Genomic DNA, 23,047 nt, shown 5'->3' on the forward strand with positions numbered 1-23,047 from the left:
GGTTTGGCGCAGCGTATGAACGGACACCGCGCACGCTGCGCGTGTGTCGGAGAAGAACCGCGATGACGCGCGTGAGGACATCACTGATCCCGGCAGACGGCCCACCCGGCCTGATCTGCAGCGCATTCACGATCGCCCAGACAAGACACGCCCCCAACGCCCTTGCGCCGCCTGGTGCCAGACAATTGCGGGCGCGCAATGGACTTTTATGCCAAAGAAAATGCTTATCGACGCCACCCACGCGGAAGAGACCCGCGTCGTGGTGGTGGACGGAAACAAGGTCGAGGAGTTCGACTTTGAATCCGAAAACAAGCGCCAGCTTGCTGGCAACATCTATCTCGCAAAAGTAACACGGGTTGAACCGTCGCTTCAGGCGGCGTTTGTGGACTATGGCGGCAACCGCCACGGGTTCCTGGCCTTTTCCGAGATCCACCCGGATTACTACCAGATCCCCGTCGCCGACCGTGAGGCGTTGATGGAGGAAGAGCGCGCCTATGCCGAGGCGATGAAGGCGCGCGACGAGGAAGAGGACAGGCCCAAGCCGAAACGGTCCCGCTCGCGGTCGAAATCCAAGGCCGCCAAGGCGGCGGACACCGATGCCACCGCATCGACCGAGATCGAGGGGATGGAGACCATCGACCTGGAACCGGAGGCGGACGCGGGTGCCGATGTGGCCGTGCCCGAGGGTGAGGCCGCGTCCCCGATGGAGACCGTCAGGGAGACCCCGGTCGAGACCCCCGAAGCCGGTGAAGAGGTGGCGGAAGCCGAGACCGAGGATGCGTCTGTTGAAGACGTGGCCGCCGAAGACGATGCCTCGCCCGATGATGATGACGATGTGACAGCCAAGGGATCCGACGCGACATCAAAGGATGACAGCATCGAATCCGTGGCCGACGAGGACGACAGCGAGGACATCCGTCCGCCGCGCAAGCCCCGCCCGCGCCGCTACAAGATCCAGGAAGTCATCAAGGTGCGCCAGATCCTGCTGGTGCAGGTCGTCAAAGAAGAGCGCGGCAACAAGGGTGCCGCCCTGACCACCTACCTGTCCCTGGCCGGGCGCTACTGCGTGCTGATGCCCAACACCGCCCGTGGCGGCGGCATTTCCCGCAAGATCACCAACGCCACCGACCGCAAGAAACTGAAGGAAATCGCCAATGAGATCGAGGTGCCCCAGGGTGCCGGTCTGATCGTGCGGACCGCAGGTGCCAAGCGCACCAAGGCCGAGATCAAGCGCGATTACGAATATTTGCAAAGGTTGTGGGAGCAGATCCGCGAGTTGACGTTGAAGTCCATCGCGCCTGCCAAGATCTATGAAGAGGGCGACCTGATCAAACGGTCGATCCGCGATCTCTATAACCGCGAGATCGACGAGGTGTTTGTCGAGGGTGAACGCGGGTATCGCATCGCCAAGGACTTCATGAAGATGATCATGCCGTCCCACGCCAAGAACGTGAAGCAATATCAGGACAGCCTGCCACTCTTTGCCCGCTATCAGGTCGAGACCTATCTGGGGGGCATGTTCAACCCGACCGTCCAGTTGAAGTCGGGGGGTTACATCGTGATCGGCGTGACCGAGGCGCTTGTGGCCATCGACGTGAACTCTGGCCGGGCGACCAAGGAGGGGTCGATCGAGGAAACCGCGCTCAAGACCAACCTGGAGGCTGCCGACGAGGTGGCGCGCCAGCTGCGTCTGCGCGACCTCGCCGGTCTGATCGTCATCGACTTCATCGACATGGACGAGCGCAAGAACAACTCGGCCGTTGAAAAGCGGATGAAAGACCGGCTCAAGACCGACCGTGCGCGCATTCAGGTCGGTCGCATCTCGGGCTTTGGCCTGATGGAGATGAGCCGCCAGCGCCTGCGCCCTGGCATGATCGAGGCGACGACCCAGCCCTGTCAGGCGTGTCACGGCACGGGTCTGATCCGGTCGGATGACAACCTGGCCCTGTCTATCCTGCGTCAGATCGAGGAGGAGGGCACCCGCCGTCGCTCGCGCGAGGTGCTGATCAAGGCACCCGTCGGCATTGCCAACTTCCTGATGAACCAGAAGCGCGAGCATATCGCGCAGATCGAAGGCCGCTACGGTCTGTCGGTCCGTATCGAGGGCGAGCCGCATCTGGTGAGCCCGGATTTCTCGCTGGAGAAGTTCAAGACGGCGACCCGCGTGGTGAAGGCCGTTGATATGCCTGTTGTGTCGGTCGACACGTCTATCATGGATCAGGTGGACGAGGATGAGGACGCGGTGGTTGAGGCCGAGGCGCCTGAAGCGCCCGTGGTCGAGGAGGGAGAGCCCAAGCCCAAGCGCCGCCGTCGGCGTCGTCGCAGCCGGAGCCGGAGCAAATCGTCCTCTACAGAGACGTATGATGCGACGTCAGAGGGCGAGAGCGCCCACGCATCGTCCGAACATGCAGCATCCGACGAGCCAGCCGAGCAGCCCGAAAGCGCCGAGCCTGCCGAAGCACCTGTAGCCGAGACGGTGCCTGAGCAGGTTGAGGAAGCACCGAAGAAGACGACCCGCAGCCGTTCAACGCGTTCGCGGTCCTCGACCAAGGCCAAAGCCGAAGCCGAAGCGGCGGGGGCCGAAACCGTTGCCGAAGAGGTGTCAGCTGACGCGGAGAGTGCATCCGAGACGACAGATGCGCCTGCGGAAGACGCGACACCGAAGACAACGACCCGCTCCACCCGGTCGCGCAGCACAAAGTCGAAGACGGCGAAGACCGATGAGACGCCCACTGTTGCTGCGGAGGCGAGCGCCGAGGAGGCCGCCGTGACCACAACAGAACCGGTGGCAGCAGAGGCGGCGCCCGAACCTGCGCCCGTCGAAGAGGTGAAGGTCCCGGAACCCGTGGCCGAAGCGCCTGCACCTGCGCCGGACGAGCCGCCCAAGCCGAAAAAGCGCGGCTGGTGGTCCTTGGGCAAGTAAGCCAATACACTGTACGGATTGTGAGGGGGCGTGCCTGTGGCGCGCCCCTTATCCTTTGCGGATAGCGTAGCGCTGGACGGGGCCGTTCGTGTCGGCAGAGACGAGCGTGTGCCCGGCCTCTGCGCAGAAATGGGGCACGTCCACCACGGCTGCGGGATCGTCGGCGGCCATGATCAGGATATCCCCGCTGGCCAAGGCTTGCAGGCGTTTGCGTGCTTTCAGCACGGGCAGGGGACAGAGCAGCCCCACCGCATCGAGTTCATGTGCGTTGTCGTCCATAGGTGCAGAATTAGGCGCGATGTTACATTCTGTCCACAGACATGTGACCGTTGGCCCCCGTGACGCAGGGGGCCGGGGCGGTTAGGTGAGAGGGATGTTCGGAATCGATATCATCGACGCAAGCCTGATCCCTGCCATGAGCGTGGCGCTTCTGGCGGGCATCATCAGCTTTCTTAGCCCCTGTGTGCTGCCGATCGTGCCGCCCTATCTGGCTTATATGTCCGGCATGAGTGTGAGCGAGATGTCGGACGGGCGGTCGGGGCGCAACCGGGCCACGATCACCGCGCTCTTCTTCGTGTTGGGCCTGTCGACTGTTTTTATCTTCCTGGGCTTTGCTGCCTCGGCGTTTGGGGCGTTTTTCCTACAGAACCAGGTGCTTTTCGCTCAGATCTCGGGCGTGGTCATCATGATCTTCGGCCTTCATTTCCTGGGCGTGTTCCGCATTCCGTTCCTGGACCGCGAGGCCCGGATGGAGGCGGGGGATCAGGGCGGATCGTCCTTTGGCGCGTACATTCTTGGCCTTGCCTTTGCCTTCGGTTGGACGCCCTGCATCGGGCCGCAGTTGGGCGCAATCCTGACACTGGCCGCAACGGAGGCATCGGTGACGCGGGGCACGTTCCTGCTGGGCATCTATGCCGCCGGTCTGGGCATTCCGTTTCTGCTGGCCGCGATGTTCATGTCCCGCGCCATGGGGCTGATGAATCGGATCAAGCGGCATATGGCGCTGATCGAAAGGGTGATGGGCGCGTTGTTGCTGCTGGTGGGTGCGGCAATGCTGTTTGGTCTGTTCACACGGTTTTCGTTCTGGTTGCTGGAACAGTTTCCTGCCCTCGCGACGCTGGGCTAGGCGGTCGTTGACGCAAAGACCGTTTGGATATCGGCGTGATTTCCAGCAGTTTTCGTGTCGAAAACCAGACGGAGTCGCCGTCGCTCTTCGCCTTACTTTGGTCCAAGAACCACGCTAGGATGCGCCCAAGAGGTGCATGAATGAGCAGGTCGCATCCAAAATCAGTGACACGGCGCCGGGTGTTCTACATTCCCGGCTACGACCCGATTCATCCCCGCCGCTACCGGGAGCTGTACCGCAAGGAGGGTGCCGCGCAGTCCGCGATTTCAGGCTATGAGATCGCGCTGACCCCGGCGCCAAAGTCGGCCCATTTCGGCTGGCAGGTCGATGCGCGGATCGACGGGCATGCGGTCCGCGCGGATATCGAGGTGCTGGTCTGGTCCGACATCGTTCGTGACAGTATGGAGGCGTCCATTCCCGGCACCTATCTGCAACTGGTGCGTACGGCCTGGACCTATATCGCGTCGGGTGCGCTGCGCCGCTTGATGCGCCTGCGCAAGGGGCCGGTGATTGCGGCGCTTTACCCGGTTGGCATGCTTTTGGGGCAGGCATTGCTGGCGCTGGCGCTGTGGTACGGGTTTTGGCGTATCGGCGGCCTTTTCGGTGCCGTTGGCGCGTGGGCCGGTGCCGCCTTGGGCGTCATGGCCTTTGTTGCGCTGTTGCGCTGGTTCAAGGCGAAGGATGGCAAGATCTTTGCCTACTACCTGATGCATGACTACGCCTATTCGGCGGCGTCGAACGGGGCCAATCCGCCTGCGCTCGAGGCGCGCATGCGTGTCTTTCAGGACAGTGTCGCAGCAGCGCTGGCGGATGATGTGGACGAGGTGTTGGTGGTGGGCCATTCCTCGGGCGCGCATCTGGCGGTGTCGATCCTGTCGGACCTGATCCGCGCGGGCCGCGTGTCTGCAGACGGTCCTGCCCTGGCGTTTTTGTCGTTGGGTCAGGTGGTGCCGATGGTGTCTTTCTTGCCCGATGCGCATCGGTTGCGGGCAGACCTGCGATATCTGTCCGCGCGCGATGACCTGACCTGGGTTGATGTGACGGCCCCAGGCGACGGCTGCGCCTTTGCCCTGTGTGACCCGGTCGCGGTGTCCGGTGTGGCCCCCGAGGGCAAGCGCTGGCCGCTGGTGTTTTCTGCCGCCTTCACCCAGAGCTTGAGCCCGGCGCGGTGGAAGGAGCTGCGCTGGCGCTTTTTCCGCCTGCATTTCCAGTATCTCTGCGCCTTCGACCGGCCCAAGGACTACGACTATTTCCTGATTACGGCTGGTCCGGTGACCTTGGCCGACCGCTATGCCGATCGCCGGCCGTCGAAGTCGCGCATCGACGTGCCCGTGTCGAAATACACAAGCGTCGCCGCATGATCCCGCCCAAACCCCCAGCCGTCCGGACCGTGTGTCGCTGTGGCGGTACATGCAGCTGTTTCGCCAGGATATCCTGTCGGCGCAGCCTGCGCGGCTCTATCGCGCGTGGATGGCCGAATTTCGCACCCCGTTTTTTCGCAGTTACCTGATGAACCAGCCCGAACTGGTAAAGACGGTGTTGAAAGATCGGCCCGATGATTTCCCAAAGTCTGCGCGGGTGGGTGAAGGGTTGCGCCCGCTGTTGGGCAATTCTGTCTTTCTGACCAATGGTGACGTCTGGAAGCGGCAGCGGCGGATTATTGATCCGGCCTTTGAAGGGGGGCGGCTGCGTGAGACCTTTCCAGCCATGTGGGACGCGTCCGAGGCGGCGGCGGCCCGGTTGCCCGAAGGTGTGGTCGAGATCGAGGCGCAGACAAGCCATGCGGCGGCGGATGTGATCTTTCGCACCCTGTTTTCCATTCCCATCGAAGACGCGCTGGCGAGCGCCGTCTTTCACGAATTTCGCATCTATCAGCGCAGCCAGCCGATCCTGAATCTGGCTGCCTTTGTCCCGTTGCCGCGCTGGATGCCGCGCCTGTTTCGCCGGGATACGCGCGCCAGTGCGGCCCGCATTCGCGCGCTGATCGGGCAGTTGGTGGACCGGCGGGCGCAGGAGATTGCGGCGGGCACGGCCCCGGACGATCTGGCGACCAAGATCATGACGACGCGTGATCCGGTGACGGGCGAGACCTTTTCGCCTGAGGAGATGGTGGATCAGGTCGCGATCTTTTTCCTGGCGGGGCACGAGACAAGCGCGTCCGCCCTGGCCTGGGCCCTGTACCTTATGGCGCTGTATCCCGAGTGGCAGGACAAGGTGGCAGAGGAAGCGGAGGCGTTACGGGATTGTGATTTTGCGGTGATGTCGCAGTTGCCCGTCACACGCGATGTGTTTCGCGAGACGCTGCGCCTCTATCCCCCGGTGCCGATGATGGTGCGGGAGGCCACCTGTCCCGAGCGGTTTCGGGACCGCGATGTGAGACGGGGCAGTCAATTGGTGCTGAGCCCGTGGCACCTGCATCGCCACGAACGGCTGTGGGAGCGGCCCGATGATTTTGACCCCGGGCGCTGGCAGACGGAGAATGGGCGTGCCTGCGGGCGAGACGCCTATATTCCGTTCTCTGCCGGGGCGCGGGTCTGTACCGGGGCGGGCTTTGCCATGGTCGAGGGGCCGCTGATTCTGGCGCGGGTGTTGCGCGATATGGCTGTGTCGCCGGTCGAGGGGCGGGTGCCTGTGCCTGTGGCGCACCTGACGGTGCGGGCCAAGGACGGTATTTGGCTGAATCTCGCCAAACGGTAGCGCAAACAGTAACTTGGCGGGATGACGTTGGTGCGACGAATGCGGTAGGTCTGTCGCAATTGAAGCGATGACTTTGGAGCACGGTATGACCGACTTTGCCAAGATGCGGGACCAGATGGAAAACGGGAGCGGCTTTATCGCTGCCTTGGACCAGTCGGGGGGATCGACGCCAAAAGCGCTGGCGCTCTATGGCGTGGATGCGTCGGATTACGGGTCCGAAGACGAGATGTTCGCCGAAATTCAGCGGATGCGCGCCCGGATTATCCTGAGCCCCGATTTCACCAATCAAAAGGTTATTGGTGCGATCCTCTTTGAAAAGACGCTGCATGAACAGATCGAGGGGCAGGCGGTGCCGTCCTATCTGTGGGAAAAGCGCGGCGTGGTGCCGTTTCTGAAGATCGACAAGGGATTGCAGGATGAAGCGGACGGCGTGCAGTTGCTGAAGCCGATTCCGGGACTGGCCGAGACGCTGGCGGCCGCCAGACCGATGGGCATCTACGGGACGAAGGAGCGGTCGGTTGTACATCAGGCCAACGCGGACGGCGTCAAGGCCATTGTCGACAACCAGTTCGAGGTGGCGCACGAGGTTATCGCGGCGGGCATGGTGCCGATTATCGAACCGGAGGTGAACATTCACTCCGAGACCAAGGCCGAGGCCGAGGCGATGCTTGCAGAGGCGCTGATGACGCAGACCGAAGCCCTGGGCGACGGGCAGGACATCATGCTGAAGCTAACGCTGCCGGAGCAGCCGGGCATCTATGACGCCCTGGCGGATCATCCGCGCGTGCAGCGCGTCGTGGCATTGTCGGGCGGGTATTCGACGGATGATGCGAGTGCGCGTTTGGCGCAGAACCACAAGATGATTGCGAGCTTTAGCCGGGCGCTAACGGAAGGGCTGCAGCGGGACATGAGCGATGATGGGTTCCACGCGGCGCTGGGGGGTAACATTGATCAGATTTACCGCGCGTCGGTGGCCTGATCGGTTTTCGGCGCGAAAGCCACGTCGTTTCACCTCTGCAAGAAAGCGGTCGCGACCGGTGAGCGGTCGATGTCCCGAGACTTGCGGCGGATGACGGCGCCATCGCGCATCGCTTTTGACCGGAAAAGGTCTGGCATATATGTTTCGGGATCGCGCGGTCGGGGCAGCGCATGTCGCGTCATTCGGTGAGCCTGTCCGGATGGTGGTTAACGTTCCGTGAAGTGCCGCAGAACGTAGACCCGAATGGCGGACGCCAGGCCAACATCCCCGCGACCCACATCAATTTCGGCGGCCAAGTCGTTGATAGGGCGACCTTCTTTGGCTGCTATGCTCCGAAATGCGTCCCAAAACTCGGGTTCCAATGACACGCTGGTGCGGTGCCCTTTGAGGGTGAGCGAGTGTTTTTGCGGCCGCGCGCTCACGGCCTCTTCCTCTTGCCGTCCAGGTCGCGCTTGGCGCGCTTGTTGGCGTCCTTGACGCGATCTTTTTCGGCTTTGGTCAATCCGAATGAGACCGCGTTCGCATCCGCGCGCGCCTTCTTTTCAGCGCGCGCGCGGGCCTTGCGGGCCTTGTTCAGATTGATCGGCGTGCTCACTTGGGTCCGATCATGTTTTCGGGGCGCACAACTTCGTTGAACCGGTCTTCGGTGACAAAGCCCAGCTTGACCGCTTCCTCAATCAGCGTCGTGCCGTTCTTGTGCGCCGTCTTGGCGACCTTGGTGGCGTTGTCATAGCCAATCTCCGGCGCCAGTGCAGTGACCAGCATCAGCGATTCGCGCATCAGCTTGTCGATTCGCGTCTCATCCGCCTGCAGCCCGTCGATCAGGTTGTCGGTGAAGGCCGAGCAGGCATCGCCCATCAACTGCATGGATTGCAGCACGTTATAGGCCATCATGGGCTTGTAGACGTTCAGCTCGAAATGCCCCTGAGACCCGGCAAAGCCCACCGCCGCGTCGTTGCCCATCACGTGAGCGCAGACCTGCGTCAGCGCCTCGCACTGGGTCGGGTTCACTTTGCCCGGCATGATGGACGAACCGGGCTCGTTCTCTGGCAGCACCAATTCGCCCAGACCGCAGCGGGGGCCGGAGCCCAAGAGGCGGATGTCGTTGGCGATCTTGAAGAGCGATGCCGCGACCGTTTTCAAAGCGCCCGACATCTCGACCATGGCGTCATGAGCGGCGAGTGCTTCAAACTTGTTGGGGGCCGTGATAAAGGGCAGGCCGGTGATGTCGGCCATGTGGCCCGCGACGGCCTCGGCCCAGCCGATCTGGGTGTTCAGGCCGGTGCCCACGGCGGTGCCGCCTTGGGCCAATTCGTAGATGCGGCCCAGCGCGTCCTTGACCCGCTGAATGCCCATGGCGACCTGGTGGCTGTAGCCGGAAAACTCCTGGCTCAGCGTCAGCGGTGTGGCGTCCTGGGTGTGCGTCCGCCCGATCTTGATGATGCCATCGAAGGCGACGACCTTTGCCTCGAGCGCTTTATGCAGCTTTTCCAGCCCCGGCAGCAGCACGTCGCGGGCTGTCATCGCGGTCGAGATGTGCATGGCCGTCGGGAACGTGTCGTTCGAGGACTGGCCCATGTTGCAGTGATCGTTGGGGTGGACCGGATCTTTGGACCCGATCGTACCGCCCAGGATTTCGATGGCGCGATTGGCGATCACTTCGTTGGCGTTCATGTTCGACTGGGTGCCAGACCCGGTCTGCCACACGACGAGGGGGAAGTTGTCGTCGAGCTTGCCCTCGACCACTTCGCCCGCTGCCTCGATGATGGCGTCGGCGCGCTTTGCGTCCAGCGTGCCCTGCGCCTTGTTCTGCATCGCACAGGCTTTCTTGATCACGCCCAGCGCGCGCACCACGGCAACAGGCTGCCTTTCCCACCCGATGGGGAAGTTCATGATCGAGCGTTGCGTCTGCGCGCCCCAATATTTGTCGGCAGGGACCTCCAGCGGGCCAAAGCTGTCGGATTCGGTGCGGGTGTCGGCCATCGGGCGGCTCCTTGTTGCGCAGTGTCGTCTTGTGTCTTGCATGTACCGGGCGCGGGCCCGCCAGACAAGCGCACGGGACACATGTGATCACAGGGTGCATCCTGCGGCGGGTGCGCCTATATTGAAGGAACCGGAGGAACGAGGGCCGATCCATGACCGTATCACGCAGCAATGCACGCTTTTCGCCACAGGGTGTCTGGACCGCTTTAATGGTTCTGGGCGTTGCCATGTTGGCGTTCGCAGGGGGCGCGCGGGCCGACATTGCCCCGTTCGTCGGCGCGTATTCCGGCAGTGCCGAGGTTGTGCAGGTTGATGGCACGAGCGTGCCGCGCGACATGAGCGTTGAGATCAGCGAGACGCGCGAGGGGTTCACCGTCACTTGGACGTCTGTGACATACCGCGCGTCGGGCAAGGTTTCGGAAAAGTCATATACGGTGGATTTCGTGCCAAGTGGGCGCGGGCAGGTCTATGCCGCGGCCCAGAAGAAGAACGTGTTCGGGCACGAGGTGCAGCTTGATCCGATGAAGGGCGAGCCATATGTCTGGGCGCGCATCGACGGAACCACGTTGACCGTGTTTTCGCTGTTTGTGGATGTGGATGGGGGATACAACCTCCAGCAATACGACCGGACGTTGACCGGTGGCGGGCTTGATTTGCGCTTCCAGACGATCCGTGATGGTCGCATCCTGCGGGCGGTCGATACCTTCCTCGAACGCAGCTAGACCCCTATTTTCGGAAACTGTCGAGTGAGACGATGTCGGCGTCCTTGCCGTCTTTGGCCTCGTTCGTGGGCTCATCCGCTGGTTTCGGGGCAGCAGGCGCGCGGCTGGGCAGGATTTCAGGCGGGGTGGCCGGGACGGTGTCGTCATCCTCTTCGCCTTGGGTTTCGAATCGCAGTCCGAATTCCACGGACGGATCGACGAATGTCTTGATCGCGTCATAGGGGATGTAGAGCGGCTCTGGCGCGTCACCGAAGTTGAGCGTGACGGCAAACCCTTCGGTGCCGACGTCCAGATTGTCATACCAATGTTGCATGACCACGGTCATCTCGCCCGGATACCGGTCGCTCAGCCAGTCGGCCAGTTCGGCGTCGGGATGGCTGGTGTCGAAGGTGATAAAGAAGTGGTGCGCGCCGGGCAGGCCATTTTGAGACACATCGGTGAGGACCTTGCGGATGAGCCCCCGCATGGCCTCGTGCATCAGGTTGCCGTAATCAATGCTGCGGCTCATGGTATCCCCCGTCGTGCGTGGTTCAACCATATCCCAATTTGTCGTGGAGGGAAGGGGCCGTGCGCCCTGATCACGCTAAACCTGCCCGAACAGCGACAGCGCACAGCCCGCGCCCGCCATAATCGCCAATGTTGTGAGCAGTCCAAGCTTGAGCCGCAGCATGAGGTAGGCCGCGACAAGCGTCAGCGCCACGGCCCAGACGTCGAGCGTTGACAGAACAGGCCGGGGCAGCGCCAAGGTGCCGTCGCTGCGGACGGTGCCAAAGATCACGTGCAGGGCGAACCATACAGACAGGTTCAGGATGACGCCGACCACGGCGGCAGTGATGGCGGACAGGGCGGCTGACAGGCGCGGCCGGGCAGAAATGTGATCGAGATAGGGACCGGCGGCGAAAATCCAGAGGAAACAGGGCACGAACGTCACCCAAAGGGTCACGGCCCCGGCGGCCAGCGCGAGGGCCAGGCCGCCCTGGACATAGCCGGCCAGCAGGGCCACAAACTCGGTCACGAGGATCAGGGGCCCGGGCGTGGTTTCGGCCAATCCCAGCGCGTCGATCATCTGGCCCGTGGTGATCCAGCCGTGATCCTGGACGACTTCCTGTGTCATGTAGGCCAGCACCGCATAGGCGCCGCCGAAGGTGACAATGGCCAGCTTTGAAAAGAAAAGGCCGATCTCGAGCAGGAAGTCCTGCGCCGTGATCCAGAGCGCAGCCAATGGTGCTGCCCAAAGCGCCGCAAAGATCAGGACCGGCGCAATAATGCGCCCATGGGCTGTCTTGGGCGGAGGGGCGAGCGACGGCGCCGCGGTGCTGCGCATGGCGCCGAACAGCCCTGCCACCAGCACAACCATCGGAAACGGGATCCCGAAGACAAACAGCGCGGCAAAGGCAGTGCCGGCCAGGCCCCAGGCGACGGGGCCGGTCAGCGCCTTTTGTCCGAGACGCAAGAGAGCCTGCAAGACGACCACGATCACTGCGGCCTTGACCCCCAAAAACGCCGCCTGCACCAGCGGGACATCGCCGACCTGCACATAGGCGAGGGCAAGGGCCAGGATCACCAACGCGCCCGGCACGACGAAGAGCAGACCGGCCAACACACCACCCGCAACACCGCGCAGGCGCCAACCCGCGTAGGTAGCCAGCTGCATCGCTTCCGGCCCCGGCAAGAGCATACAGAGCGACAGGGCGCGGAGGTATTGGTCTTCACTCAGCCACTTTTCACGGGTAACGAGCGCATCGTGCATGAGCGCGATCTGTGCGGCAGGACCGCCAAAGGACAAAAGGCCAATGCGGCCAAAGACCCGGGTCATCCGAGACCAGCTATGTACCATCATGCGGCCTCCTGCCCGGTGTGGTGGCGATGTGCAGCCCATGCGGCGTCCAGAACGGCCAAGGCGGCATCAGCCAACTCTTCATCAGTTTTGTGAAGATTGGGCAACATGTCGATCCAGGCTGTGCCGGGGGCCTGTCCGGTGTCGATGGAGGCGACATACGCAAGCAATGATGGGTCCGACAAACCGCGTGCAGCACAAGCCGGGGCCAAAGGTGTGTCGTCTGCAAACGCATGGGCATCGAAGCGGTGCGCAACCGCATCGACATGCTGTACGGGCACCCACAGGAGCGGCGCGTCTGGATCGAACCACCGTCGGATCACCCAGGCGCGAAGCGCCGCGCGCCGGTCGTGTGTTGCGGGAAGCACCCAAGGCGTACCACATGCTGGTGCGGCATCAAGCGCGACGACTGTATTGCCGTTGCCGCGCCAAGCCACGCTTCCCCCTTCGAGGGCGCGTGCGTCAAATCCTGCGCTGCGCAGGATGGCTGCTGCGCCATGCGACAGTTTCAGGCCTTTCTGACAAATGGTCACGACTGCGCGGGTGCGGTCCAACGTGTCCAGCTGTGCTATGATATTCCGATGCGGCACGTGTTGCGCCGTGGGCAGCCGATAGGGATCGTCGGCAATGTCCTCGGGCAGGCGAATGTCGATCAGTTGCGGTGTCTGATGCGTGCCCAAAAGGGGCAACAGTTGATCGGCGTGAAGAGAGTACTTGGCGTGGTCCATGAAGGCATCCTTTGAGCACAACAAAAGGATGCGACACTTGGGCCAGCGGGTGTGCAGCGCCTGATGGGGCAGTCGCGTTGGCCCCGCATGTTGCGTAGCGGGAACTGATGGTTCGGGTCAAGCCCGGCAGATCAGGCGCAAGGCTGGCGGCGGTATCGCAGCCTTAGCGCAGGCGGTTGCCGCTGAGCATTATGGCCATGGCATTTTCAGGCAGCAGGCCCAGTTGCTCGAACAGGGTCAGGGAATCGGTGCCGGTGTAGACTTCGGCGATCTGATTGCCTTCAAACCTTGCGATGACCTGGCCAAAGACGTGGACGGGATCACCGGTGTCGGCCGAATGGCTCTTGATTTCGACCAGGGCGGATAACCAGTCATCCTGTTCCATTGTGATGGGCAGCGTGATTTCGATGTCGCCCAGCAGTTCACGCACCATCGTCACAAGCTCGGTCAGATCCTCGATGGAGAATGGCATGTCGCCCATGATCCCCCGGGACCGCGCATTCGGGGCAAGGAACTTGGGGATCGCATCGAGATTTCCCTCGATCCACACTTCGTCGTACCAGCCTTGCAGCGTTTTGACCTTGTGCGGCATGCGTTTTGTCCTGAATAGCCTCTGTGGCCTTCACAGGTAGCGCCGGGTTGTTAACAACCGTTGAAGTCCCTGGAAAAAAGAAGGTGTAGTGCAGGCTTCTGTTGCCAGGTGCCTGCGAACCCCGCCTTACGCGGCTAGGCGCAAGGGCTTAAAGTCGGTTCGACTAGGACTGCTTACGCAGCCATAGCAACCGGAGCACGATTGTCGTTTGCAATTGTACTGTTTTCGCCGGTAACGGTGGCAGACAGCCGAGACAAAGCTAACCCCTTTAGACGTCCGTCGATCCTGTTTCGGCCCCATGATCCCCCAAACGAAAGGATATTTGGTGGAGCCGCCGGGTACCGCCCCCGGGTCCGATCCGTTTATTACGAGCGCGTTTATGTCCATAGTCCCGAAAGACACTGTCTACATATGCGGGTGGTTCGCCTTTTGCAATCTGTGGAAGCCTCCGGCGGGGATTTTTTCAAACGGCGAAGAGAGACGCATTGCGTGAGGATCAGCGCATAGCGTATTGATTTATAACGCACGCATGGCCAGATTGGCAGCGCTGATCGCGCCCAGATTGAGGGTGAGCGCCACAGCGGCGACGGCAAGTTCCGAGCCAAAGAAGATCCATTTGAGCCGCGTCGTGCCATCGGCAATCAGCGATGTCACCCGCCCCAGCGCACCGCCCGCCCAGATAAAGCCCAGCATGGCGTAAGCCACCGGGTTGGCGAGCCAAAGCGCGCCGATGCCTGCCACCACGAACAGGGCGCCGGATGCGGCCCGCACCTCTGAACGGCCCATGGTCGAGCCGCCGTCTTGCAGGTCTACCGTTTGCATCGTGTAGCGTGGGGCGAGCCATCCCAGCGCGCCGAAGAAGATGGTGAGCAGGGCAATGCCGATATTGATGAAAGTGATCCAGTCCATGGGGTCCTCGCGCCAGTGGTTCGAGGGCCAACGCCCCGGCACGCGGTTTGGTTCACATATTCGCCGCGATGAACCAGGTGGCGAGCGCGGCCTCGATGCCGCCGAAAACCAGCACCTTTTTCATGGGGGGGCTGTCAAAGATCAGCGAAAGCGCGCGACCCGACGCGGCACCTGCAAAGGCAAAGCCGATCATGGCATAGGCCAGCGGTGCCCCGATCCAGAGGGCTGCCAGCCCCGCCACCACGAAGAGCCCGCCGACCGAGGCGCGCATCTCGCTCAGACCCATGGTGCTGGTTGTCGGGGCCAGGTCGAGCGCGGAGGCGGTGTAGCGCGGGGCCAGAAAGCCGAAGAGGCCGAAGGCGATCGTCAGCAGGGCCGCGATGATGTTCAGGATGTCAATCATGGGCGGCAGGTAAGGCTATGCGTTGCGAGAGGCAAGCTTAGAAGTGGTCGCGGATGGGCGTGTTGAGCTTGTCTTCGAGCGCTTGGTTGAACGCTGTGAGGTCGGCAGACGGATCGAGCGTCGTCGTCTTGATATCGACCGAGATGTGCCGCCGCCCTTTGTTGCGTCCAATGAATGTCCAGAAATAGTCGTGCCGTGCCGTTTGTAACCGGCCCAGCCCTTCGATGCGCAGGATCAGCACGGGGCGGTTTGGATTGGTCTGCAGGATGTCGCGGGCACCCGACAGGTGTGGGGCGATGATTTCGGGCTCTTGCTGGCGCGTATGGCCTGCGGGGAACAGCAGGACGCTTTCGCCGCGATCCAGTGCAGCCAGGATGCGCGCCATGCTTTCTTCCTTGCGGGCCTGCCGTTTCTCCGGCGCCCAGCTCTTGGGCGAGCTGACTGGAATGGCGCGGGCCACGAACATGGGGAACCACTGCATCCAGTTGTAGAATTCACGGTAATGCACGACGGGACGGATGCGTTGGGTCGTGTATAGGATGGCGGCGATCAGCGGGCCGTCGAAGCGGCTCACATGTGTGGCGAGGATCAGCGTCCCGGATGCGTCCTGCAGCAGGTGCTTGCCGGAGCAGCTCACGTTGTAGAAGAGCGAAAAGTAGGTGCGCACGATGGCGAAGAAAAAGTGCCTGAGCCATTTGCCCAGCGTGTTGTCGATGAACCGCACCATGCCTTTTGTACCTAAACCTGTCCCGTGTGCCGACAGTTACGGGTGGGTTTCCTTAGGTCAATGGGAATTGTCAGAACGCTGTCCAGAGGCCGATGCCGCCCACGACGATCAGGCTGAGCGCCCAGACAAGCTCCAGATCGAACCAGCCGCGTTTCAGGAAATTGAGCCCCAGCCAGCGGTGTACGGCATAGGCAACAGCGCCGCCCGATCCCATCATCGCGGCCGTGTGTAGGACAGCAACGCCGAGGGCGAGGGCGGTTGTGGCCATCAGCGCGGAGGCGGCGCGGTGGCCTGCGTCCAACTCCTCGATCGCGCAGAGGCCGAGGTAGATGGGCACCAGCATCAGCGCAGCACCATGGGCAAGCGCCACGAGGAACGACCAGAGCGTCAGCTTGTGCGGTGGGATGCGGGCGAGGAAGCGCGGATGTTTGCGGGTAATGGCGAGGTAGAGGCCCATGAAGATCACGATGAGACCGGCGCCGATGCGGATCTGGCTTTCGAAGTCGATGAGCAGGGTCATCATCGAAAAGGGCAGCAGGATGCCCAGCATCGCTGCGAAATGGCCGAGCGACAGGGCGCCGAGCGCAGGCCAAAGCGCGCTGCGCCGCCGCTCGAACAGCGCCGAAGACACGGCCAGCGGCCAGCCCATGCCCGGGTTCAGGCCGTGATAGAGGCCGGATAGGATCACGGCGAGCCAAAGGCCCGCCGCGGTTCCGAGGTCCATCAGCCCACCGACGGGTAGCAGAAGCTGTCGGTCGAACAGTCGCCCCCCTCAAGCCGGATCTGGTGGCTGCGGTAGCCTTCGGGGAAGTCGATCCAGAAGTCGGGATCAAGGGCAAAGCCGCCATCGTCGCCCACACGCGCCATCACCATGGCCGCGCCCCGCTCACCGGGATAGAACTGGTCGTCCCAAGTGGAATAAAGCGAGTTGGTCCAGTAGACCCGCTTTCCGTCACGGCTGACCTCGACCATCTGCGGGCCGTAACCAAATGTCTTGCCGTTCGGGTGCTTGTGCTTGGCGACAATCCCGCCAATCTCGACCTTGCCGGCCAGCACCGGGTTCATCGGGTCGGACACATCGTACTGGTGCATCTCGCCCAGGCCCCAGCAGGCGACGTAGAGGTATTTGTCATCAAGGCTGAGGTCGATGTCGGTCACCAGCGGCGGCACGGCCCCGAACCCTTTCAGCAACTCGGGCAGGTCGTCGGCATCTGCGGGCACCGGGTCAATGGTGATCGTCTTCTTGGCCTGCCATTCACCGTCGTCGTCGCGCCACCAGGTGAAGATCGCGCCTTGCAGGTTGGTGGTGTCCACGACCACGCCGCAGAAGCCGTATTCCTTGACCGGGTCGTGGGCGGGGCGGATTTCCAGGGCCATCTGATGATGTGCGCCAAGGTCAATGGATTTCGTCACCTTGCGCCCGCGCAGATCCCAGAAATGGATCGTATGGCCGTATTTGTTGCTCAGCAGATCCTCGGGCACCACGCCGTTTTCAAATTGCGGCGGCAGGCCCCATTCACTGCTGACCATGTAGTCGCGCGGCAGGTTCCACCAGAAATCGTAATGCTTGTCCTGAATGCCGCGGTCCATCTCGTACCGGCCCAGGATCTCAAAGCTCTCGCAATCCATGATGAAGATGCCGGGCGGGCCGTCTGTGCCATCCTCGCCGCCGCCGCCCAGGGTCGAGACATAGATGCCTTCAGGCCCGCAATGGATCGTGTGCGGGCGGGAATACCCCGTCTTGGCGAACAGCTCTTCGGGTTCGATGATCTTGTGAACCTTGGCGTTCAGCGGCTCTTTCACGTCGATGATATAGATGCGCGAGGATCGGATGCCGGGTATGATCAGGTAACGGCGTTCCAGAAAGGCATGGCCGGTGAGCGGCGACAGGGCCGAGGAACAGGCGTTCCAGCCGAAATGGTGAAATTCGTCGCCCAAGTTATCAACATAAAGCTCATGGACGATCTGGCTGTAGGTTTTGCTTTCCGGGTCCACGTCCACGACGGCCAGGCCATCGGGTTTTGTGCCATCGGGGCTGAGCATCAGCGTAAAGGCCAGCTTTTCCACCGGCGCGTGGATCGCGTCGTTGGGGGACGGGTAAAATGTAGGATCAGGTCTCAAATTCATGGCTTCCTCCCTGAAGCATGTGTCAATCGGTGCCAGACCCCTCTGAATGCCTTTGCGACTTTTTGGGGAGGGATCAGGCGGTCTTGTGCTCCTTTTCTGCGGCCTTTTGGGCGCGGGCCGTCACCACCGAATGGGCCAGTTCGCGCGTGTAGGCTTCTAGTTTGATCAGTGTTGCGTCGATCTTGGCGCCGTCCTGTGCCTCGACCGCATCCGCGATATCCGTGTGCAGCGCCACGATCGCTTCGCGCGAGCGGGCGGTGAATGTGATCATGTTCATCAAGGGCTGCATCGCCTCGACCGCACCGGCAAGCTGGTAGCTGAGCACCTTGTTGCCCGCGCCGTCCACAAGGGCCCGGTGAAAGGTGACGTCCGAGGCGCAAAAGGCCTCGTCGGTCAGGCCCGGTTGTCCTTGGCGGTGGATTTCTGCACGCATGGTGGCCAGTTGGTCAGGTGTGCGGCGTTGGGCCGAGAGCGGTGCGCAGGCGCGCTCCAGCGCATAGCGCGCTTCGCAGGCGACATCGAAGCTGACAGCGTTCATGGACAGAAGCAAGGTCGAGGTGGTGACCTGCTGCGCATAGGCGTCCTCGAACCGCAACCGGTTCACGAAGGCGCCGCCAGAGGCACCACGCTGGGTCCGGATCAGCGATTGCGCGGCGAGTCGCTTTAGTGCCTCACGCACCGTGGGCCGGGACACATCGAAATGATCGGCCAGTTCCGCCTCGCTGGGAAGCCGTTGATCCACAATCAAATCCCCCGAGATGATCGCGTCCCGGATCGCCTTGGCAATCTGGGCAGAGAGATCAACTGTGCTGTCGGGATCAATTTTCATTTGTCATACATTTTATTGTCTGACATTTAATCTGGCAAGCATTGAGTCGTGTGCGTTCAGGGAGGACACATGCCGCATCTTGTTCGTTCGACCCTGTGGTTGGCGTTCTTCGGGGCGATCCTCGCGTCGTGGTGGGTCATGTACTCCATGTCGCTGGACATGGATGTGGACCTGTTCGGGCGGCCCGGAGAGATGGGCGCGCGCATGGCGGCCATGGACCCGAGGATGCCCATGTACATGCCCATGGCGAATTTCGTGCCGCTGTTCGCAATGTGGGCCATTATGATGGCCGCCATGATGCTGCCGACGCTGGTGCCGACGCTGCGCAGTTACGAGGATCTGATGGTCAGTGCCGATGGCACGCGGGCCGGGTGGTTAGGTGTTCTCGCGGGCTACTCCATCGTCTGGGTCGCATTTGCCGCCCTGATCACGGGCGTTCAACTGGCCTTGCTTTTTGGCGGTGTCATCGACATGCTGGGCATATCCAAGACCACCACATTTGCGGGCGTGCTTTTGATCGCCGTTGGTCTGTTTCAATTTACCCGAGCGAAGGAAATCTGCCATGGCGTCTGCCATAGCCCCATGACCTATTTCCTTGGACACTGGCGCACCGGCTTTGCGGGCGGGCTGCGCATGGGGCTGGGCCTTGGCGCGTTCTGCGTGGGCTGCTGCTGGGGGTTCATGGCGCTTGGATTTGTCGGTGGGGTGATGAGCCTGTTGTGGATGGGCCTCGCCACGCTTTTCATGGTGATCGAAAAGCTGCCCCAGATCGGGCACGTCGTCACCAAACCCATGGGGGTCGTTCTGACCCTTGCAGGGCTGGCCGTGCTGGCCTGGCCCTTTGTGAACGGAGGATAAGATGGCCGTCAAGAAACGCCCCGATGCCGACAAGCTGCCCGTCAGCCAGCGCATCGACAGCCGGATGCCCAATCCGGGCCGCCGCCAGATGTCGCCCACCGAATGGGCCATCAAGGGCGAGTTGTTCCTCAACTGCTCTTGCGAAGTGTTCTGCCCTTGCGTCGTGTCGCTGGGTGCGCACCCTCCGACCGAAGGGCATTGTCACGCGTGGATGGCCATCGCCATCGACGAGGGGCACTTCGAGGGCGAAGACCTGTCGGGCCTGAACGTGGGCCTGATGGTCGACATTCCGGGTCGTATGGGCGAGGGCGGCTGGAAAGTCGCCGCCTATGTGGACGAGCGCGCCAGCGGCAAGGCCTATAACGGCATCCTGCAAATCTTCTCTGGCGCTGCTGGCGGAACCACGGGTCTTTTCACCATGTTGGTGAGCGACATAGTGGGCGCAGAGCGCGAAAAAGTCGAGATCGTGCGCGAGGGCAAGAAACGCGGTCTCTATATCGGGCGCAAGATCCAGGGCGAGATCGAGATGATCGACGGAAAGTCGCCGGATCACCCGGTGATGATCTCGAACTCCAAGTACTGGATGGGCCCCGACATCATTGCGGCACGCGGCGTGAAATCCAAGGTGCGCGACTATGGCCGCATCTGGGACTTCGGCGGCAAGTCGGCCGAGATCTGCCCGATCGACTGGAAAGGCCCCAAGCCGTGATCGACGCGGGTTATGTACGCATCATGGCCCGTTACAACGCCTGGCAGAACAGCCAGCTGACGGAGATGCTGACAGGCGTGCCGGACGACGAATTGCGCAAGGATCGCGGGGCGTTCTTCGGCTCGATCATGGCAACGTTGAACCACATCCTGTGGGGCGACACGATGTGGATGAGCCGCTTTACCAACGAGGTGCCGCCGCCCGCCGTCCCTCCGCAGCAGCACAAAGAATTTACACAGACGTTCGCTGTCTGGAGCGCGGAACGCTTCCGCATGGATGGCACGATCCGCCTGTGGGGCGACCGGCTCGACACGGTCGATCTCAAAGGGGATCTGTCGTGGTACTCCGGCACGCTGAAGCAGGACTTCCAGATGCCGCTTGAGACCTGCGTGACGCATATGTTCACCCACCAGACCCATCACCGGGGTCAGGTGCACGCCATGATGACGGCGGCAGGTCTGCCTGCGCCCGTCACTGATATCGTATTCATGCCAAAGGACGAGTGATGGCCGTTATCTCTCCATCGCGCCGCCTGCGCCGCACCCCGTTTTCGGACGGGGTCGAGGCGGCAGGGGTCAAAGCCTACACCATCTACAACCGGATGCTGCTGCCCACAGTGTTCGAAAGTGTCGAAGCCGATTACCGCCATTTGAAAGATCACGTACAGGTCTGGGATGTGTCGGTCGAACGCCAGGTCGAACTGCGCGGCCCCGATGCCGGACGCCTGATGCAAATGCTGACTCCGCGCGATTTGCGCCGGATGCTGCCCGGCCAGTGCTACTATGTGCCCATCGTGGACGAGACCGGCGGTATGCTGAATGATCCTGTCGCTGTGAAGCTGAGCGAGGATCGGTGGTGGATCTCCATTGCGGACAGCGACCTGCTCTTGTGGGTCAAGGGGATCGCCAATGGCTACCGACTGGACGTGCTGGTGGACGAACCCGATGTGTCACCCCTTGCCATCCAGGGTCCCAAGGCCGAAGAGCTCGTGTCGCGTGTCTTTGGCGAGCGCATCCGCGACATCCGTTTTTTCCGCTTCGACATGTTTCAGTTCGAGGGTTACGACTTGGCCATTGCGCGCTCGGGCTATTCCAAGCAGGGCGGGTTCGAGATTTACGTGCCAGACAGCGCCATCGGCATGCCGCTCTGGAATGCGCTTTTTGATGCAGGCGAAGACCTGCAGGTGCGCGCGGGCTGCCCGAACGGGATCGAGCGTATCGAAGGTGGGTTGATGTCCTACGGCAATGACATGACCGACGACAACACGCCCCACGAATGCGGGTTGGGCCGGTTTTGCGACACGCAGACCGCAATCGGCTGTATCGGTCGGGATGCACTCTTGCGCGTGTCCAAGGAAGGCCCGGTGCAGCAGATCAGGCCGATTGCAATTCACGGTGAGCCTGTTCCGACCTGCGACCGGCCATGGCCGTTGCGCGCAGGTGGCAAGCGTGTCGGGCAGATCACCTCGGCTGCGTGGTCGCCGGATTTCAAGACCAACGTGTCTATCGGTATGGTCCGCATGACCCATTGGGACCCGGGCACCGATCTGGAGGTCGAGACCCTGGACGGGATGCGCCGCGCAACCGTACAAAAGGCGTTCTGGTTATAACGGTCGGACCGGGGCACTGCCCCGGACCCCGCGGTTTATTTTGCGAAATGAAGCAGGGGATCGTCCCCAAAAAATGGAGAGCGACATGTTCAAGGCACTGGTGGTCAACAAGGACGAAGAGAGCAGCAAGACATCCGCTGCAGTGACCGAACTGTCGCTGGATGATCTGCCCCAGGCCGAGGTGACCGTTGCGGTCGAGTATTCCACCGTGAACTACAAGGACGGCCTGTGCATCGGTCCTGGCGGCGGTCTGGTGCGCAAGTATCCGCACGTGCCAGGCATCGACTTTGCCGGCACGGTCGAGGCGTCGGATGACGACCGCTATGCGCCCGGCGACAAGGTCGTGCTGACCGGCTGGCGTGTGGGCGAGGCGCATTGGGGTGGGTACGCCCAAAAGGCCCGGGTGAAGGCCGATTGGCTGGTGCCGCTGCCCGACGGTCTGGATACCCGTCAGGCCATGGCCGTTGGCACCGCCGGGTTCACCGCCATGCTTGCAGTGATGGCCTTGGAAGATCACGGGATCAAATCTGGCCCCGTACTGGTCACCGGTGCTGCTGGCGGTGTGGGCTCTGTCGCCACCGCCATTCTGGCCAATCTGGGCCACACCGTCGCGGGCGTCACGGGGCGGCCTGAAACGGCGGATTACCTGACCTCGCTTGGGGCCAGCCAGATCGTGGCGCGCGAAGAGATCAATGAGACCACCAAACGCCCGCTTGAGGGTGAAACCTGGGGCGGCTGCGTCGATGCCGTAGGCGGCGCGATGCTGGCCCGTGTGCTGGGACAGATGGAATATGGGGCGTCCGTTGCCGCTGTAGGTCTGGCCGGGGGTGCAGGCTTGCCCGCGACCGTCATCCCGTTCCTGTTGCGCGGTGTGAACCTGTTGGGCATCGACAGCGTCATGCAGCCCTATGACAACCGTGTGCGTGCCTGGACCCGCATCGCCCAGGACCTGCCCATGGACAAGCTCGAGGCGATGGTCCAGCCCGCCACCCTGTCCGATCTGCCGCAGCTTGGCGCAGACATCCTCAAGGGTCAGGTCAAGGGCCGCGTCGTTGTGGACGTTAACGCCTGATCGGGCATCGGGCATGGTTGGTGACAACCGTGCCCATATCTTCTCTTGCCAATTGGCAGCGCCGTCGGCTAAGCCCCGCGTCATGACACAACTGCATATACATACATGGTTCTACGGCACGACAGTGACATAACCGGGCGGACCAATTCCTGTGCAGGACAGCAGCCGCCCCGAGGGGCGGTTTTTTTGTGTCGATACGTCTCCGGGGCAATGACAA

The 23,047-nt window shown here is 62.3% G+C and carries 24 protein-coding genes, 1 other RNA gene and 1 pseudogene; 11 read left to right on the forward strand and 15 right to left on the reverse strand.

The window, feature by feature from the left end; genetic code table 11:
- Nucleotides 1–208 precede the first annotated feature (208 nt).
- On the forward strand, nt 209–2,923 hold the full coding sequence (locus BWR18_RS06700; protein ID WP_076627258.1) for an Rne/Rng family ribonuclease: 2,715 nt from the start codon (nt 209–211) through the stop codon (nt 2,921–2,923).
- A gap of 48 nt (nt 2,924–2,971) precedes the next feature.
- On the opposite strand, the gene BWR18_RS06705 is transcribed toward BWR18_RS06700, so the two are convergent.
- The gene (locus BWR18_RS06705; RefSeq protein ID WP_076627259.1) at nt 2,972–3,202 is read right to left on the reverse strand and encodes a sulfurtransferase TusA family protein; all 231 of its coding nucleotides are present in this window, start codon (nt 3,200–3,202) and stop codon (nt 2,972–2,974) included.
- 94 nt (nt 3,203–3,296) lie between these two features.
- Here BWR18_RS06705 and BWR18_RS06710 point away from each other — a divergent pair, with 94 nt between their 5' ends.
- From BWR18_RS06710 to BWR18_RS06725, 4 genes and pseudogenes are all read left to right on the forward strand, one after another.
- Nucleotides 3,297–4,049, forward strand: coding sequence for a cytochrome c biogenesis CcdA family protein (locus BWR18_RS06710; protein ID WP_076627260.1), 753 nt, complete (start codon nt 3,297–3,299; stop codon nt 4,047–4,049).
- 140 nt (nt 4,050–4,189) lie between these two features.
- A complete protein-coding gene (locus tag BWR18_RS06715) occupies nt 4,190–5,410 on the forward strand; it encodes a hypothetical protein (protein WP_076627261.1) in 1,221 nt (406 codons plus the stop codon).
- Nucleotides 5,407–6,746: pseudogene (locus tag BWR18_RS06720) on the forward strand (cytochrome P450). Before BWR18_RS06715 ends, BWR18_RS06720 begins: the two are co-directional and overlap by 4 nt.
- An 85-nt stretch (nt 6,747–6,831) precedes the next feature.
- Nucleotides 6,832–7,725: a fructose bisphosphate aldolase gene (locus BWR18_RS06725; protein WP_076627263.1), complete on the forward strand. Its 894-nt coding sequence runs from the start codon at nt 6,832–6,834 to the stop codon at nt 7,723–7,725.
- Nucleotides 7,726–7,931: 206 nt separating this feature from the next.
- On the opposite strand, the gene BWR18_RS06730 is transcribed toward BWR18_RS06725, so the two are convergent.
- Genes BWR18_RS06730 through fumC form a run of 3 tightly spaced genes read right to left on the reverse strand, consistent with a single transcriptional unit; the run spans nt 7,932 to nt 9,708 of the window.
- Nucleotides 7,932–8,147 carry a ribbon-helix-helix domain-containing protein gene (locus tag BWR18_RS06730; protein WP_076627264.1) on the reverse strand — a complete coding sequence of 72 codons (216 nt, stop codon included), beginning with the start codon at nt 8,145–8,147 and terminating at the stop codon, nt 7,932–7,934.
- The gene (locus tag BWR18_RS06735; RefSeq protein ID WP_076627265.1) at nt 8,144–8,320 is read right to left on the reverse strand and encodes a DUF4169 family protein; all 177 of its coding nucleotides are present in this window, start codon (nt 8,318–8,320) and stop codon (nt 8,144–8,146) included. Before BWR18_RS06735 ends, BWR18_RS06730 begins: the two co-directional genes overlap by 4 nt.
- On the reverse strand, nt 8,317–9,708 hold the full coding sequence (gene fumC, locus BWR18_RS06740) for a class II fumarate hydratase (protein ID WP_076627266.1): 1,392 nt from the start codon (nt 9,706–9,708) through the stop codon (nt 8,317–8,319). Before fumC ends, BWR18_RS06735 begins: the two co-directional genes overlap by 4 nt.
- 152 nt (nt 9,709–9,860) lie before the next feature.
- Between fumC and BWR18_RS06745 the strand changes: the two genes are divergently transcribed.
- Nucleotides 9,861–10,430, forward strand: a complete 570-nt coding sequence (locus BWR18_RS06745) for a hypothetical protein (protein ID WP_157598671.1) — start codon at nt 9,861–9,863, stop codon at nt 10,428–10,430.
- A 4-nt stretch (nt 10,431–10,434) separates the two neighbouring features.
- Here BWR18_RS06745 and BWR18_RS06750 read toward each other — a convergent pair whose 3' ends face one another.
- The 11 genes from BWR18_RS06750 to BWR18_RS06800 all read right to left on the reverse strand — a co-directional run bounded on the left by BWR18_RS06750 (nt 10,435) and on the right by BWR18_RS06800 (nt 18,582).
- Complete coding sequence (locus tag BWR18_RS06750; protein ID WP_076627268.1) at nt 10,435–10,938, reverse strand: SspB family protein; 504 nt, start codon at nt 10,936–10,938, stop codon at nt 10,435–10,437.
- Nucleotides 10,939–11,013: 75 nt separating this feature from the next.
- Nucleotides 11,014–12,270: a chromate efflux transporter gene (gene chrA, locus BWR18_RS06755; RefSeq protein ID WP_076627269.1), complete on the reverse strand. Its 1,257-nt coding sequence runs from the start codon at nt 12,268–12,270 to the stop codon at nt 11,014–11,016.
- On the reverse strand, nt 12,267–12,995 hold the full coding sequence (locus tag BWR18_RS06760) for a rhodanese-like domain-containing protein (RefSeq protein WP_076627270.1): 729 nt from the start codon (nt 12,993–12,995) through the stop codon (nt 12,267–12,269). Before BWR18_RS06760 ends, chrA begins: the two co-directional genes overlap by 4 nt.
- Nucleotides 12,996–13,158: 163 nt before the next feature.
- Nucleotides 13,159–13,587 (reverse strand): ester cyclase, encoded by a 429-nt coding sequence (locus BWR18_RS06765; protein ID WP_076627271.1) that lies wholly within the window; start codon nt 13,585–13,587, stop codon nt 13,159–13,161.
- 87 nt (nt 13,588–13,674) lie between these two features.
- Nucleotides 13,675–14,026, reverse strand: a transfer-messenger RNA (tmRNA) gene (gene ssrA, locus BWR18_RS06770).
- 77 nt (nt 14,027–14,103) lie between these two features.
- Nucleotides 14,104–14,496, reverse strand: a complete 393-nt coding sequence (locus BWR18_RS06775; RefSeq protein ID WP_076627272.1) for a DUF4345 family protein — start codon at nt 14,494–14,496, stop codon at nt 14,104–14,106.
- Nucleotides 14,497–14,548: 52 nt separating this feature from the next.
- Entirely contained in the window at nt 14,549–14,899 is a 351-nt protein-coding gene (locus BWR18_RS06780) for a DUF4345 family protein (RefSeq protein WP_076627273.1), read from the reverse strand.
- Nucleotides 14,900–14,936: 37 nt separating this feature from the next.
- Nucleotides 14,937–15,626 (reverse strand): lysophospholipid acyltransferase family protein, encoded by a 690-nt coding sequence (locus BWR18_RS06785; RefSeq protein WP_076627274.1) that lies wholly within the window; start codon nt 15,624–15,626, stop codon nt 14,937–14,939.
- Nucleotides 15,627–15,696: 70 nt separating this feature from the next.
- The gene (locus BWR18_RS06790) at nt 15,697–16,350 is read right to left on the reverse strand and encodes a hypothetical protein (RefSeq protein ID WP_076627275.1); all 654 of its coding nucleotides are present in this window, start codon (nt 16,348–16,350) and stop codon (nt 15,697–15,699) included.
- On the reverse strand, nt 16,350–17,753 hold the full coding sequence (locus BWR18_RS06795; RefSeq protein WP_076627276.1) for a selenium-binding protein SBP56-related protein: 1,404 nt from the start codon (nt 17,751–17,753) through the stop codon (nt 16,350–16,352). Before BWR18_RS06795 ends, BWR18_RS06790 begins: the two co-directional genes overlap by 1 nt.
- Before the next feature lie 73 nt (nt 17,754–17,826).
- Complete coding sequence (locus tag BWR18_RS06800; RefSeq protein ID WP_076627277.1) at nt 17,827–18,582, reverse strand: FadR/GntR family transcriptional regulator; 756 nt, start codon at nt 18,580–18,582, stop codon at nt 17,827–17,829.
- A 69-nt stretch (nt 18,583–18,651) separates the two neighbouring features.
- Between BWR18_RS06800 and BWR18_RS06805 the strand changes: the two genes are divergently transcribed.
- The 5 genes from BWR18_RS06805 (at nt 18,652) to acuI (ending at nt 22,830) form a co-directional block, all read left to right on the forward strand.
- A complete protein-coding gene (locus tag BWR18_RS06805) occupies nt 18,652–19,440 on the forward strand; it encodes a DUF2182 domain-containing protein (protein ID WP_076627278.1) in 789 nt (262 codons plus the stop codon).
- A gap of 1 nt (nt 19,441) precedes the next feature.
- Nucleotides 19,442–20,149, forward strand: coding sequence for a DUF1326 domain-containing protein (locus BWR18_RS06810; protein WP_076627279.1), 708 nt, complete (start codon nt 19,442–19,444; stop codon nt 20,147–20,149).
- Nucleotides 20,146–20,655: a DinB family protein gene (locus BWR18_RS06815; RefSeq protein ID WP_254684942.1), complete on the forward strand. Its 510-nt coding sequence runs from the start codon at nt 20,146–20,148 to the stop codon at nt 20,653–20,655. Before BWR18_RS06810 ends, BWR18_RS06815 begins: the two co-directional genes overlap by 4 nt.
- The gene (locus BWR18_RS06820) at nt 20,655–21,758 is read left to right on the forward strand and encodes a dimethylsulfoniopropionate demethylase (protein ID WP_076627280.1); all 1,104 of its coding nucleotides are present in this window, start codon (nt 20,655–20,657) and stop codon (nt 21,756–21,758) included. Before BWR18_RS06815 ends, BWR18_RS06820 begins: the two co-directional genes overlap by 1 nt.
- 85 nt (nt 21,759–21,843) lie before the next feature.
- Nucleotides 21,844–22,830 carry an acryloyl-CoA reductase gene (acuI, locus tag BWR18_RS06825; protein ID WP_076630173.1) on the forward strand — a complete coding sequence of 329 codons (987 nt, stop codon included), beginning with the start codon at nt 21,844–21,846 and terminating at the stop codon, nt 22,828–22,830.
- Nucleotides 22,831–23,047 lie beyond the last annotated feature (217 nt).

The organism is Tateyamaria omphalii (assembly GCF_001969365.1).
Taxonomy (GTDB): Bacteria; Pseudomonadota; Alphaproteobacteria; order Rhodobacterales; family Rhodobacteraceae; genus Tateyamaria; species Tateyamaria omphalii_A.